Below are 13,247 nucleotides of genomic sequence, written 5' to 3' on the forward strand. Positions count from 1 at the left end.
ACAGCAGCGTTATCGCGTGTGGGCAGGATGCCCCGCGCCGCCGCGTCACAGGCCACGAGCAGAGAGGTCAGGATGACCCAGCCGAGCCCGATTGCCGACATGTCTATTGCGCCGCTGGTGGAAAAACTCACCCAGCAGCGCGATCATTATGCACAACTCAAACAACTGGCTGACCGTCAGGCGGCGCTGATCGCAGAGGGCGAAACCGAGCAGTTGCTCGGCGTGCTTGCTCAACGGCAGCAGCTTGTTGATGAGTTGGGGCGACTCAGTGAAGAGATCGCGCCTTATCGCGAGCGATGGGCGCAGCTCAGCGCATCGCTGGGCGATGGTGATCGGCAGCGCGTCAACGCGTTGATCGAGTCGGTGGAGGGGTTGATCGAACAGATCATTGAGCAGGACGATCGCGATCGCCAGCAGCTTCAGACCGCTCGCGAACAGGTGGGCAATCAGGTAAAGCAGGTGCATCACGCCGGCCGTGCGGTGAACGCATACCGGGCGGCGCCGGTGGCTGGGCCGGGCGCGCGGTTCACTGATCGAAGGGGGTAGTTGTCAGGATGACCGGTTCGACGAACAATTCGCTGCTCGCGGGGGTTGCTGGCGGGCGGATGGAAGATCTCGCGGAGATCATCCAGGCCTACAACACCGTTACCGACAAGCTTCAGCACAGCCACGAACGGTTGCAATCGGAAGTGCTGCGCCTTCGCAGAGAGCTGGCGAGCACGAACGCACAGTTGCAGCGATCCAAACGGCTATCAGCGTTGGGTGAGATGGCGGCGGGGATCGCGCATGAGATCCGCAATCCGCTGGCGGCCATTCAGCTTTACGCGACGATGGTGATTGATGACCTCGATGTGGAAGGCGAGCTTCGGCCGGACGTGGCGGCGGAAAACGCGCACAAGATCGCCTCGGCGGTGCGGGGGCTCAACGGTATTGTGATGGACGTGCTCAGTTTCGCACGCGAGATTCAGCCGCGGCCGGCGCGATTGCGCGTCAGCGAGGTGTTTGAGCGCGTGATCGATGCACATCGGCCGGCGATCGAGGCGGGCGGCGTCGCGGTGACGTGTGGCGATGATGCGGACGAGCCGATCGAGCTTGACGCGGACCCCGAACTACTGCATCAGGCGCTGCTGAACCTGGTGCGCAACGCGGTGGATGCGATGGCGGACCGCGAGCCTAGGGTGCTGACGCTTGATGCAAGCGAAGACGAGGCGGGCGTGGTGCTCACCGTTCGCGACACGGGGCCGGGCATTGATCGTGACGATATTGACCGCATTTTCAACCCGTTTTTTACCACGCGTAATACGGGGACTGGACTGGGGTTGGCGATCGTGCACCGCATTGTCGACGCGCACGCGGGTTCGATTGCGGTGCATAACGATGAGGTTAATGGGGGCGGTGCTGTCTTTCAGTTGACGTTACCCGCCGAGGCCGAGGCTGCTGCGAGCGGTCCGCCGACGGCGGCGAGGGAGGATGCCGCGTGAGTCAGCGTGTACGCAAAGTGCTCGTCGTGGACGACAAGCAGATGATGCGCGACAGCGTCGGCGCGACGCTGCAACGCGCCGGCTATGCCGTGGTTGTGGCGAACGATGGCAAGATGGCGATGGACATGGTCGCCCGCCATCGCCCGCACGCGGTCGTCACCGATCTGAAAATGCCGGAGATGGACGGCCTGGAACTGCTCCGCCAACTCAAACAGGCGGATGATCAACTGCCTGTTGTGTTGATGACGGCGTATGGGTCGATCAATGACGCGGTGTCGGCGATGAAACACGGCGCGTTCGACTTTATTCAGAAGCCGTTCGAAGGCGATCAACTCGTGCTCGTCATGCGTCGCGCGGTGGAGCATCGGCAGCTGGTGCAGGAAAACGCAGCGCTGAAAAGCGAAGCCGAGAGTCACGCCGAGCTGCCATCGCTGGTCGGCCGATCGTCTGCGATGCGTCATGTGGCGCAGCAGATCCACCAGCTTGCCAACTCGCATGGCACGGTGCTGATCGCTGGCGAATCGGGCACGGGTAAGGAAGTGGTCGCCCGCACGCTGCACGCCCACAGCCCCCGGCGGAACAACGTGATGCTCTGCCTCAACTGCGCCGCCTTGTCGAGCAGCCTGCTGGAAAGCGAGCTGTTCGGGCATGAGAAAGGCGCGTTCACCGGGGCGGACCAGTTGCGCAAGGGTCGGTTTGAACTGGCAGACGGCGGCACGCTGCTGCTGGATGAGATCAGCGAGATCGCGCCGGAAATACAAGCGAAGCTGCTTCGCGTGTTGCAGGAAGGGCAGTTTGAGCGTGTGGGTTCGAGCATGACGATGAACGTGGACGTTCGCGTGATTGCGACGACGAACCGCGACCTTCGCCAGTCGATAGCGGAGGGTACGTTTCGGCAGGACCTTTACTATCGCTTGAACGTGCTGCCGCTGCACCTGCCTGCATTGCGCGAGCGAACGGACGATGTGCCGTTGCTGGCGGAGCATTTTTTGAGCAAGGTCGCGCTGCGTGAAGGGCGCGAGGCGAAGCGGTTTGATGATGAAGCGGTGGGGTTGTTGCAGCAGTATCACTGGCCGGGCAATGTGCGCGAGTTGCAGAACATCTGCGAGCGTGCGAGCGTGCTCAGCCGGGGGCCGGTGATTGAAGGAAGCCTGATCCAGCCTTGGCTGATGATGGCGACGCCCGCGCCGGTCGCGCCGCCGCAGTCGCAACCACACTCGCCGCCGCAATCGCAGGTGTATGCGAATGCCCAGCCGACCGCGTCGTCGGTGGCGGTGCCGGGCACGGCGGTGTCCACGGTCCGGAAGCTGGAAGACCTCGAACGTGAGCAAATCATCCGCACGCTGGGCCACTTCAACGGTAACCGCCAGCGGACGGCCGAGGCGTTGGGCATCGGGCTGCGAACGCTTGGACTGAAGCTGAAAAAGTGGAAGGAGCAGAACCTTGTCGCATCGACGATGTAATGCTTCACGAATTGCGGGGCGGGTGGTTCACGCGAGGCAGTGCAGCTTAAGCTGCACTGCCGACCGACGCGCAGATGATGCGCTTGACGCGCAAAACATGCGCGGCCCAGGGCGATCGCAACGCGTGGGATTGCATTGGAACACGCCTGGACGGGTGTGGTCCGCCGCTTGCTACCAGTTGCTTGTTCGCTCGGCGGAGCCGGGCGCGGAAAGCGAGGGTTGTCAACGATGATCGAAGGCCTGTTTGATCGCGGAGCCATGCAGTCTGTCGAGCGCCTGGTGCAATTCACCGGCGAACGGCATCGGATGCTGACGGACAACATCGCAAACCTGTCGACGCCGAACTTTCGCCCGCGCGACGTGGACCCGGGCGAGTTTCGCAGTGCGCTGCGACAGGCCCAGGACCAGCGGCGAGACAGCAAGACTCCCAACGCCGGCCGACTGGAGATGCGAAACACGCGCAACATGACCTTCCAGCGCGATGGCATCGACACGCGGCCGCGAGCGATGAACCGCAACATCCTGTTTCACGATCGCAATAACCGCGACCTGGAACGCACGATGCAGGACCTGGCGGAGAATACGCTGGCGCATAACGTGGGGATCGAACTGCTGAAGAACGAATTCGACATGCTAAAGATCGCGATACGCGAGCGCATGTGATTGAGGTGAGGTGACCCTTTGGGTCGCCCGCTAAACGTGAGGGATTGACGGCATGTTTGGATCACTTGATGTATCAACCTCGGCGATGGTTGCCCAGCGTACGCGCCTGGAGGTGATCTCATCCAACCTTGCCAACGCGAACTCGATTTATGACGCGGATGGCAACTACTCGCCGTTCCGTCGACGGATGGCGATCTTTGCGGAAGGCGATCCGTCGACCGGCCGAGCCGAGGGTGTGCACGTGCGCGACATCAAGCTTGATGATTCGCCGTTTCGTAAACAGTTCGAGCCGGACCACCCCCACGCGGACGACGCCGGTTACGTGTACTATCCGAACGTGGACCCGACGATGGAGCGGGTGAACGCATTGGAAGCGAGTCGTGCGTATGAAGCCAACGTGACCGCGGCGGAGGCGACGAAAGCGATGATGCAGTCGAGCTTGCGTTTGCTTGCGTGATGAGGGAGCGGGGTTTTCGGGGCGATCCGGGGCTTCGCGAGGCTCAGCCCTCGGCTTTGGGTGGTTGTGTTGATTTTTGATGGAAACGTATGATGGCCGACCCACTAGGTCTGATTTCGAGTAACCCTGGCGCAGGCGGTGTGAGCCGAAGCGGTCCGTCTGCGCCGAAGGGGCCGACGGCGAGCGATGGTGCGTCGCCTGAGTTTAAAGACGTGATGATGAAGCACATCGAGCAGGTCAATCGGCTGCAGCAGGATGCGGACACAGCCATTGAAGACCTGGTCTCGGGGCGTCGGGATGACATGGACGCGGTGCTGATGGCGAAGCAGAAGGCGGACGTTGCGTTCCAGATGTTGTTGCAGGTACGCAACAAGATGATGGATGCGTATGAAGAAGTGAAGCAGATTCGGGTTTGATTTTCGTTTCGAGTTTCAAGTTTCGAGTTTTGAGTTGGTATACGGTTGCCAACGGTGTAACTCGAAACTCGAAACAAGGAACTTGAAACTCAGAACTACCCAAGGCATGGAGGCCGAGCGGTGGAGTTTTTCAAGCGATACTGGGCACAGACGCGCGTCTACCTGGAGGGGTTGACGTTCGCAGAGAAGGCGCTCGTGGGAGCGTTGGTGGTTGTGTTGTTGATGGCGGGGGGGTGGTTGCTTTCGTGGGCGGGTTCGCCGCAGATGGTGCCCATCAGCGCGTTTGCGGGCGTGCAGAACGAAGAGGTCATTTCACGACTGCAAGGCTATCGCATCGAAGCTCGCCGGGAGGGTGGGCAGGTGCTCGTGCCTTCGGACAAGTATGAAGAAGCGTTGATGTTGCTGGCTCAGCATGACCTGATGAGCGCGGACACTTCGCAGGCGTTTAACGAACTGATCGAACGACAGAGCCCGTGGCAGACGGATCGGCAGAACCAGCAGGCGTATCTGCTGGCGAAGCAGCGTGTGCTTGCGCAGATCGTGTCGAAGATGCGCGGCGTGCAGCGGGCGGACGTGATTCTTTCCGAGCCGCAGAACCAGGGGTTCGGGCGAACGCATGAAAGGCCAAGCGCATCGGTGAGCGTCTGGATGCGCGGGAGCAATCGGGTTGATGATGCGATGGTGGATTCGATCGCACGACTGGTGGCGGGGTCGGTGGCGGAGATGCGGCCGCAGAATGTTTCGATCACGGACGCGAACCACGGCCGAACGCGCACGGTTCGCGATGCCGACGACATGCTGCCGACCGATACGCTGGAGTTGGTGCATAAGCTTGAGGAGTATCACCGTCAGAAGATTGACGGCGTGCTGGGCTACATTCGCGGGGTGATTGTGGCGGTGAACGTGCAGGTGGACCCAATTGCGCGGATGGTGCAGGAGGAGTTCAACTATGAAGACAACGAGCCGTTGGAAAGCGAAGAGATCGAGGAGATGATCAGCCGAGACATGGCGCGTGGCGGGGAGCCTGGCGCGCGGTCGAACACGGGGCTGAACATCGCTGGCAGCGATGGCACGGAGCGGACGGAAGAGCATACACGGACGCGGACGACGTTCCGCGAGAAGCCGATGGTCTTGCGAAGCCAGAGCACGCGGGCGGGGCATCAAGTGCAGCGGATCAACGTGTCGATCAACGTGCCGCGTCGGTATTTCGTGAACATTTACAAGGCAAACAACCCTGACGCCGACCCGCCGGACGACGCGACGTTGCAGGAGATGATGGAAGATCACCTGCAGCGGATTCAGTCGCAGGTTGAGCCGTTGATGATGGCGGAGCTGGAAGGCGTGGTTCGGGCGCACATGATTCCGGACGACTCGCTGATGCCGACGACGGCGGGGATGCAGGCGACCGGCGGGCTGGAGGGCCTGCTGGTGGGCGGTTGGGCGCGGCCGGTGGGCGTGACACTGCTGGCGTTGATGGCGTTGGGACTGATGTTGATGATGGTGCGTAAGGCGACGCAGGACGATGCGCTGCCGAGCGTGGAAGAGCTTGCGGGCGTGCCGCCGGAGCTGCCTGTCGATGAAGAGTTCATTGGTGAGGTGGACTCTGGCGATGCGGGGCTTGCGGGCGTTGAGGTGAACGAAGATGACATGAACAGTCGACGGATCGCCGAGCAGATCAGTGAGATGATCAAGGGTAATCCGAACGAAGCGGGTACGTTGATCGGGCGCTGGGTACGGCGGGGGGATTGATGGGAAAGCGGCTGGTTACTGACGTAGCCTGCCTGTTCGGAGCAGATGAATCGGCATCGATGACTGATGCATAGAACGACTGATTATGGCCCGTAACGATTACAACCTTGAGCCGGTGTCCGAGATGCCTGGCGTGCGCAAGGCGGCGATCCTGCTGCTGACGTTGGACCAGCAAGCGTCGACGACGCTGCTGAAACAATTGCCCGGGCCGGCGGTGGAGGAAGTGACGCGGGAACTGGCGAGCCTGGGCGAAATTCCTACACGTACGCGCAACGTAATTCTTAAAGAGTTTTACGACCTCGCAGTCGCGCAGACGTGGGCAAGCGAAGGCGGGCTAGATTATGCGCGAACGCTGTTGCAGGAATCGCTGGACCCGAAGGAGGCGGACCGGATCCTGCAGCAGATCAGTACGCAGGTTCGGCGGACGCCTTTCGCGTTTCTGCAAAAGGCGGAGTCGACGAACCTGCTGACATTTATTCAGGATGAGCACCCGCAGACGATTGCGCTGATCGTCAGCCATCTACCGCATCACAAGGCAAGCGAGATCCTCGGCGGGCTGCCGACGCCCAAGCAGATCGAGGTGGTCAAACGCGTCGCCAATATGGAGCAGACCAACCCGGAGGTCATCAGCGAAGTCGAGAAGGGGCTGGAAGCGCGGCTGGCGAATATGCTCAACCAGAGCTTTGAGAAGATCGGCGGCGTGAACACCGTGGCCGAGATGCTCAACCTTGTCGATCGCACGACGGAAAAGAGCATCATGGAAGGTCTGGAAGCGGAAGATCCGGACCTTGTAGAAGAGATCCGCAGACTGATGTTCGTCTTCGAAGACATTCTCCTGGTCAACGACAAGGGTATTCAGTCGGTGCTCAAGGAAGTGGACAACGACGAACTGGCGCTGGCGCTCAAGACGGCCAGCGAAGAGCTCAAGAACAAGGTGTTCACGAACATGTCCGAGCGTGCGGCGAAGCTGATCCAGGAAGACATGGAATACATGGGCCCGGTCCGCGTCAGCGACGTGGAAGGAGCGCAGCAGCGGATCGTGGACATCGTGCGTCGGTTGGAGGACGCAGGCGAGATCATCATCGCCGGCCGAGGCGGCGACAAGGAAATGATCGTGTGATTGCCGACGTCCGCTGACGTTGTGGACGGGTGAAGCAGTATGCCAGTGATCAAGTCTGACAACGCCACGCCGCTGTTGAAAGAGGCCATCGTGCTGGACCTGGGCGACATCGGTCGGCAGGCGGCGAAACTGCGCGCGGCGGCAGAGCAGCGGGCAATGCAGACGCTGACCAACGCGGAGCGGAAGGCCAAGCAACTCATTGACGGTGCTGCGGAAAAGGGGCATGCGCAAGGGTTTGCGGAAGGGCGCGAGCAGGGGTTGGCTGAAGGTCGCGAGCAGGGCCGAGCGGAGGCGTTGGCCCAGTCGACGGAGCAGTTGAAGCAGTTGCAGGCCGGGTGGACGCAGGCGCTCGCGGGGTGGGAAGAGCATTGCGTGCAGATGGACCGGGACAGTCGACAGGCGGTGCTGGCGTTTGCGCTGCGCGTGGCGGAGAAGCTGGTGCATCGCGTTGTGGAGGTAGACGAAGAGGTGGTGGTGAAGCAGCTGGCGAAGGCGCTGACGTATGTGTTGCATGCCAACGAGGTGACGGTGACGGTGCATCCGGACGATCGGCCGACGCTTGAAGCGGCGGTGCCGAAGTTGCTGTCCACGTTTGATCAACTGGAACACATCAAGCTGGTGGATGACGAAGCGGTCGGCCGAGGCGGGTGTGTCGTGCGCGGCGGGCAAGGCCGAGTCGATGCAACGATCGATACGCAACTGCAACGCGTGGTGGACGCGATACTGCCAGGGGGCGGGGGGTAGGGTGGTTTCGGGTTTGTGGTTTGCGGTTTGTGGTTTGGGGTTGGGATAAGGGAGTGGGCCCACGGATTCGCGGCGCTATATCCGTGGGCTTTGTTGGAGTGGCATGTCATTCGCTGAGTGAATGTTGAATGAGCCTACTTGCGGAACAATTCGAGGTTCTCGAACAGACGACCGCGCCGGAATTGCGCGGTACGGTGTCGGAAGTGCGCGGTCTTGCGCTGCGCGTGGCGGGCTTGCCGGTGCCGATCGGCGCGATGGTGCGGATTGACCCACGCTCGGCTCGGATGAATGAGGCGTCGGAGAAGAGCGACGGCTTGCCGGGCGAGGTGGTGGGGTTTGATCGTGAGTATGCGATTGTGATGCCGTTAGGCGCGGTGGCGGGCGTTCGGCCGGGCGATGATGTGGTGGCGGTGCAACATGCACAGCAGGTTCGCGTGGGCGAGTCGCTGCTGGGGCGGGTGCTGGATGGCTTTGGTCGGCCGATTGATGGGGGCGGGCCGTTGCTGGACACGGCACCGCGGCCGCTGCACCCTTCGCCGGTGGACCCGATGGATCGGCCGGTGATCGAGCAGCCGTTGGCGACGGGTGTGCGAGCGGTGGATGCGATGATCAGCCTCGGGCGGGGGCAGCGGTTGGGTGTGTTCGCAGCGCCGGGCGTGGGCAAGTCGACGTTGCTAGGCGGAATTGCCAAGCATACAGCGGCGGATGTGAGTGTGATCGCGTTGGTGGGCGAACGCGGCCGCGAGGTGCGCGACTTTATCGACAACGTGCTCGGGCCGGAAGGCTTGAAGCGAAGCGTGGTGGTGTGCGCGACCAGCGATGAGCCGGCGCTGCTGCGGCTGCGGGCGGCGATGGTGGCGACGAGCGTGGCAGAGTACTTCCGCGATCAGGGCAAAGACGTGCTGCTGGTGATGGACTCGGTGACGCGCTTTTGCCAGGCACAACGCCAGATTGGACTTGCGGCGGGCGAGCCGCCGGCGACGCGCGGCTATCCGCCGAGCGTGTTCAGCATGTTGCCCACGCTGTTAGAGCGGTCGGGCAGCACGAATGCGGGGTCGATTACGGGGCTGTACGCCGTGCTTGTGGAAGGCGACGACATGGACGAGCCGATCGCGGACGCGTGCCGCGGTGTGCTCGACGGCCATGTGTTGTTGTCGCGGCAGTTGGCGGAGCAGGGGCATTACCCGGCGATCGACGTGCTGGGTTCGATCAGTCGTGTGGCAAACGACGTGACGAGCAAGGAACATCAGGCGGCGCGGCGCGAGGTGCTCAAGCTTGTCAGTTCGTATCGACAGGTGGAAGAGCTGTTGAACATTGGTGCGTATGCGCAGGGCAGCAATGCGGACTTCGATCTGGCGATCGCGTGCAAGCCGGCAATCGACCAGCTGTTGCAGCAGGGCGGCAGTGAAGTGCGCGGCCGGGCCGACTTTCAAACAACGCAAGCCCAGTTGTTCGCATTGACGCAACAGATTCAGCAGCAGCGTAAACAGTTGAACCAGGCACCGCAGCAACGTCGCCCGGTGCAGGGCCCGCGTGGATGAGTACGAAATATTATTAAACGGCTGATCGAGGATGCGATCGGCCGCATTGGAGGACGCCAAGGATGGCAGGATTCCGATTTAAATTTGAAAACGTGCTTGAACACCGGCGGACGATCGAAGATCAGGCGCAGCGCGAGTTGGCCAGGCATTTGCGGGCACGCATGATTCTTCAAGGCCAGCTTGAGCAGATGCAGACAACAATCCGTCAGTCTAAAACCGACCTTGCTGATGCGCTGGTGGGGCGGGTGGACCTTGATCGTGTTTCGAGCTTTGCGCAGTTCAGCGGGCATAGCTCGGTGCGGGCGCGGCAGATTGTGGAGCATCTCGCAAAGATGGAAAAGCAGATCACCGCGGCGCGCGAGCGACTGCTGGACGCGACGCGACAGCGGAAGGCGATGGAACTGCTGCGCGATCGACATGAACGCGACTGGAAGCGCGAACACAAACGGCGTGAAGCGATTCTGATGGATGAACTGGCGACGCAGCAGTATCTGCGCACGACAATGATCGGAGGGCGGCTGTGATTCGTGCGATTCTCATGTCCGCTTTGCTGCTGATCGTGCTGCACCTGTTCGCCGGCGCGGGATTTGTCGGCTGGCTATACCACACCGATCGGCTGAATCGCGATCGACTTGAGCGCGTGGTGGAGATGTTTGAGCTGACGATTGACGAAGAGCAGGCACAGCTGGCAGACGCGGATCGGCTGGCGCGGGAGACGCGTCGGCAAGCGGAGCAGATTGCCCGGCTGGAAGCGGTTGCCGATGGGCCGCGAACATTGCAGGACCGGCTGGCGACGGAGCGTGAGTCGGATGAAGTGTCGCAGCAACGGCTCGAACGGTTGCAGCGCGAGACGGACGACCTGCGCAGGCAGATCGCCCGGGCGCAGACGCAGATTACGCGCGACCGCGAAGAGCTGGACGCGAAACGGGCCGCGTTTGAGGAAGCGGTGGAGCGTCAACGGCGGCTGCAGGAGGACGATGATTTTCAGCAGACCGTGCAGATGTATGAACAGCTTCGGCCGGGACAGGCGAAGCAGATGTTTCAAGAGCTGATGAACCAGGGCAAGACGGACCAGGTTGTGGAATATCTCGCTGCGATGCAGCTTCGTCGGGCGAGCCGAGTGGTGTCGGAGTTTAAGGAAGGCGACGAGGTTGTGATGGCAGCGGAGTTGTTGGAGTCGTTGCGTGAGCGTGGGGTGAACCTGACGTCCGGCCGGGGTGGGGAGGATCGGTCTTGAGTTTGATGCAGTTATTCAATCTTGTGCCGACGAACGCGGACGCGGGCCGAGCGATGCCGAAACCGGGCGGGCGTGAAGCGCCGCCGGAGGTTCGTTTCGACCAGACGTTGGAGCAATCGCAGCGGCAACACAAGCGCACGTCCAGCCACTCGGACGATGGTAGGCAGGTTGATCGGCATGAAGTGGCGCGGCGTGATACGGCTGGGGCGAATGGCGACCGCCGGGCGACGCGTGAGACCGACGATGCGAAGCAGTCGGCCGATCGTGAGCGGAGCACCCGTGCCGAGGGGCGCGAGGTTATGCGGGGGCGCGACGACGAGCCGACGACGAGCGAACGACAAGCGTTGTCCGATGTGGACGGTGTGAAGCGGGAGATCGGCGATGAGCCGAGCGATATGGATGAGGCGCTGGCGGAACTGAGGGCGACGCTACGGGCGTTGATGAATCAAAACGAGACGGATGACGATGTGATGATGGATGACGCTTCGCTGGAGGCGCTTGACGCGCTGGTCGCGGCGTTGATGGAGACATCGTCGAAAGATGAGCTCAAGGCGCTGCTGAGCAAGGGCAGCGGCGCGGGTGATGAGCTGGCGCGGATGATGCGGCAGTTGACGATGCAAGGCGAGAAATCGTCGCAGACGGTTGATCCGCTCGCAGCGTTGATGACGATGCCGTTGACGTCGGGTAAGTCAACGGGGCAAAGCGCTCGGCCGAGCGTGTTCGAATCGAGCGAGGCGAGCCATGCGTTGGCCTCTGGCGATGGGGAAGCGTCGAACGGCAAGGTCGTCAAGCTCGGCCAGATGGTTGGCCAGGCGATGCCAGCGCTCGCGGCGATGTTGCAGGGCACGGGCAAGCAGGGGGCGGGGTCGGCTGGTGACATGCAGGCGTTGTTCGCGCAATTGGTTAACGCGGCGTCGGCGGGCAAGAGCGGGCAAGGCGGCGGCGAGTTGTTGACGACGTTGATGCAGGCGGGCCCGCAAAGCGGATCGCTCAATGGGCAGGCGTTGAATGCACAGCTTGGCACCGCAGCGCCGGGGCAGGGGGCAGCGGATGATGTGGATGCGCAAACGAACGCATCACGGCTGACGCGGGCGATGCACAGCGCGGTGAATCAGGGTGGGGGCACGTTGACACTTCGCATGACGCCGCCGGAGATGGGCACGGTGCGGATTCAGTTGAGCGTGCAGGCGGGCACGGTGAACGCGGCGTTGCACGCGGAGAACGAGTCGGCCCGCACGTTGTTGAGCCAGCAGTTGTCGCAGTTGCGTCAGTCGCTGGAAAGTCAGGGCTTGCATGTCGAGCGGTTGAGCGTGCAGTCGATGACCGGGAGCAACTCGACCAATTCGGCGCAACAGGGGCAGGCGGATGGTTCGCCCGACGATGGCCGCAGTCGAGATGAGTATCGCGGGTCCGGTCAGCAACAGGGCGGGCAGCGCGACGGCGATGCACAACAGCAGTCCGCGTCTGGCGGATTTGAGCAGGCGTTGGAAGAAGTCGACATGGTGTCGCCGACTGATTGACCAGATTGACAGCGGACGCCTACGGCGTGAAGCCGTGGGCTTCGAATACAGAACATAAACCCGTCAGGGAGTGACGAGTGATGATGGATGCATTGACAGAGATGGGCGCGAACCAGGCAAGCCAGGCGAAGGCGGGCGGCAAAAACCAGTTCGCCGAGCTGAGCAGCGAAGAGTTCATCAAGAATCTCGTGACGGAGTTGACGACACAAGACCCGTTCGAGCCGAACGATTCGGCGCAGATTCTCGAACAGCTGTCGAGTCTGCGCAACATCGAAAGCCAGATGAATTTGCAGGATCAGCTTAAAAACCTGGTGTTGCAGAACCAGGTCAGCCAGGCGAGCGGGCTGATTGGCAAGATGGTTCGCGGCATGACGGATGAGAACAACCGCGTTGAAGGCGTGGTGACGTCGGTTCGCATTGCGGACGGCAAGGCGATGCTTGAGCTGGACACGGGCCAGCGCGTGCCGATGTCGCGCGTTGAAACGATTGCGAACAAGCAAGGCGAGGCCGCGTCGGCCGAGTCGTTCGGGCAGTTGGTTTAAGAGGTTTGTCAGACGATGGTCGACAGCAGTCAACTGTTGCGCATGCTCGAGCCGACGGTTCGTCCGGTGCCCACGCCGGAGGGGCGTGCCGCGTCGTCGGGGAACGTGCCGATCGAGCAGCGGTCGTTCGAGTCGTTGCTGGCCGAGGCGACCTCGGGTGAAGCGGGCGACATTGATGAGGCGGGTGCTGCGACGGACGCGCCGGCGGGCGGGTCTGCGAACCTGCTCGGGCCGTTGTCGCAAGTCGGGGCAATTGAAAACGCATCGCTGCGGGCGCTGGTCGAACGCGGCGAGGGATGAACGGTTACGTCAGA

The 13,247-nt window shown here is 62.0% G+C and carries 15 protein-coding genes; all 15 read left to right on the forward strand.

Going from position 1 to position 13,247, the window contains the following annotated elements:
* Positions 1-72 precede the first annotated feature (72 nt).
* The 15 genes from flgN (at position 73) to ACERK3_10130 (ending at position 13,233) form a co-directional block, all read left to right on the forward strand.
* Positions 73-546 (forward strand): flagellar export chaperone FlgN, encoded by a 474-nt coding sequence (gene flgN / locus ACERK3_10060; protein ID MFA9478639.1) that lies wholly within the window; start codon positions 73-75, stop codon positions 544-546.
* Positions 547-554: 8 nt separating this feature from the next.
* Positions 555-1,481: a sensor histidine kinase gene (locus tag ACERK3_10065; GenBank protein ID MFA9478640.1), complete on the forward strand. Its 927-nt coding sequence runs from the start codon at positions 555-557 to the stop codon at positions 1,479-1,481.
* Positions 1,478-2,944 (forward strand): sigma-54-dependent transcriptional regulator, encoded by a 1,467-nt coding sequence (locus ACERK3_10070; GenBank protein MFA9478641.1) that lies wholly within the window; start codon positions 1,478-1,480, stop codon positions 2,942-2,944. Before ACERK3_10065 ends, ACERK3_10070 begins: the two co-directional genes overlap by 4 nt.
* Before the next feature lie 228 nt (positions 2,945-3,172).
* Complete coding sequence (flgB, locus tag ACERK3_10075) at positions 3,173-3,607, forward strand: flagellar basal body rod protein FlgB (GenBank protein ID MFA9478642.1); 435 nt, start codon at positions 3,173-3,175, stop codon at positions 3,605-3,607.
* Positions 3,608-3,659: 52 nt separating this feature from the next.
* Complete coding sequence (gene flgC, locus ACERK3_10080; protein ID MFA9478643.1) at positions 3,660-4,064, forward strand: flagellar basal body rod protein FlgC; 405 nt, start codon at positions 3,660-3,662, stop codon at positions 4,062-4,064.
* 92 nt (positions 4,065-4,156) lie between these two features.
* Complete coding sequence (gene fliE, locus ACERK3_10085; protein MFA9478644.1) at positions 4,157-4,480, forward strand: flagellar hook-basal body complex protein FliE; 324 nt, start codon at positions 4,157-4,159, stop codon at positions 4,478-4,480.
* A 120-nt stretch (positions 4,481-4,600) separates the two neighbouring features.
* Entirely contained in the window at positions 4,601-6,229 is a 1,629-nt protein-coding gene (locus ACERK3_10090) for a hypothetical protein (GenBank protein ID MFA9478645.1), read from the forward strand.
* An 85-nt stretch (positions 6,230-6,314) separates the two neighbouring features.
* The gene (gene fliG, locus ACERK3_10095) at positions 6,315-7,349 is read left to right on the forward strand and encodes a flagellar motor switch protein FliG (protein MFA9478646.1); all 1,035 of its coding nucleotides are present in this window, start codon (positions 6,315-6,317) and stop codon (positions 7,347-7,349) included.
* Between the two features lie 39 nt (positions 7,350-7,388).
* Positions 7,389-8,093, forward strand: coding sequence for a FliH/SctL family protein (locus ACERK3_10100; protein ID MFA9478647.1), 705 nt, complete (start codon positions 7,389-7,391; stop codon positions 8,091-8,093).
* A gap of 128 nt (positions 8,094-8,221) precedes the next feature.
* Positions 8,222-9,634: a FliI/YscN family ATPase gene (locus ACERK3_10105; GenBank protein ID MFA9478648.1), complete on the forward strand. Its 1,413-nt coding sequence runs from the start codon at positions 8,222-8,224 to the stop codon at positions 9,632-9,634.
* Positions 9,635-9,696: 62 nt separating this feature from the next.
* Positions 9,697-10,158: a flagellar export protein FliJ gene (gene fliJ / locus ACERK3_10110; protein MFA9478649.1), complete on the forward strand. Its 462-nt coding sequence runs from the start codon at positions 9,697-9,699 to the stop codon at positions 10,156-10,158.
* On the forward strand, positions 10,155-10,871 hold the full coding sequence (locus ACERK3_10115) for a hypothetical protein (protein ID MFA9478650.1): 717 nt from the start codon (positions 10,155-10,157) through the stop codon (positions 10,869-10,871). The genes fliJ and ACERK3_10115 overlap by 4 nt, the downstream gene beginning before the upstream one ends.
* A 5-nt stretch (positions 10,872-10,876) precedes the next feature.
* On the forward strand, positions 10,877-12,391 hold the full coding sequence (locus tag ACERK3_10120) for a flagellar hook-length control protein FliK (protein ID MFA9478651.1): 1,515 nt from the start codon (positions 10,877-10,879) through the stop codon (positions 12,389-12,391).
* Between the two features lie 80 nt (positions 12,392-12,471).
* Positions 12,472-12,933 carry a flagellar hook capping FlgD N-terminal domain-containing protein gene (locus ACERK3_10125; GenBank protein ID MFA9478652.1) on the forward strand — a complete coding sequence of 154 codons (462 nt, stop codon included), beginning with the start codon at positions 12,472-12,474 and terminating at the stop codon, positions 12,931-12,933.
* Positions 12,934-12,948: 15 nt separating this feature from the next.
* Positions 12,949-13,233, forward strand: a complete 285-nt coding sequence (locus ACERK3_10130; GenBank protein MFA9478653.1) for a hypothetical protein — start codon at positions 12,949-12,951, stop codon at positions 13,231-13,233.
* The last annotated feature ends 14 nt before the right edge of the window (positions 13,234-13,247 follow it).

The organism is Phycisphaerales bacterium AB-hyl4 (genome assembly GCA_041821185.1).
Lineage (GTDB): Bacteria > Planctomycetota > Phycisphaerae > Phycisphaerales > Phycisphaeraceae > Natronomicrosphaera > Natronomicrosphaera hydrolytica.

What these genes read in the sequence shown, in the direction of transcription:
- ACERK3_10130 (MFA9478653.1), top strand. Translation starts at nt 12,949, where the DNA reads ATGGTCGACAGCAGTCAACTGTTGCGCATGCTCGAGCCGACGGTTCGT.
- fliJ (MFA9478649.1), top strand. Translation starts at nt 9,697, where the DNA reads ATGGCAGGATTCCGATTTAAATTTGAAAACGTGCTTGAACACCGGCGG.
- ACERK3_10100 (MFA9478647.1), top strand. Translation starts at nt 7,389, where the DNA reads ATGCCAGTGATCAAGTCTGACAACGCCACGCCGCTGTTGAAAGAGGCC.
- fliG (MFA9478646.1), top strand. Translation starts at nt 6,315, where the DNA reads ATGGCCCGTAACGATTACAACCTTGAGCCGGTGTCCGAGATGCCTGGC.
- flgN (MFA9478639.1), top strand. Translation starts at nt 73, where the DNA reads ATGACCCAGCCGAGCCCGATTGCCGACATGTCTATTGCGCCGCTGGTG.
- ACERK3_10125 (MFA9478652.1), top strand. Translation starts at nt 12,472, where the DNA reads ATGATGGATGCATTGACAGAGATGGGCGCGAACCAGGCAAGCCAGGCG.
- ACERK3_10105 (MFA9478648.1), top strand. Translation starts at nt 8,222, where the DNA reads ATGAGCCTACTTGCGGAACAATTCGAGGTTCTCGAACAGACGACCGCG.
- ACERK3_10120 (MFA9478651.1), top strand. Translation starts at nt 10,877, where the DNA reads ATGCAGTTATTCAATCTTGTGCCGACGAACGCGGACGCGGGCCGAGCG.
- ACERK3_10065 (MFA9478640.1), top strand. Translation starts at nt 555, where the DNA reads ATGACCGGTTCGACGAACAATTCGCTGCTCGCGGGGGTTGCTGGCGGG.
- flgC (MFA9478643.1), top strand. Translation starts at nt 3,660, where the DNA reads ATGTTTGGATCACTTGATGTATCAACCTCGGCGATGGTTGCCCAGCGT.
- flgB (MFA9478642.1), top strand. Translation starts at nt 3,173, where the DNA reads ATGATCGAAGGCCTGTTTGATCGCGGAGCCATGCAGTCTGTCGAGCGC.
- fliE (MFA9478644.1), top strand. Translation starts at nt 4,157, where the DNA reads ATGGCCGACCCACTAGGTCTGATTTCGAGTAACCCTGGCGCAGGCGGT.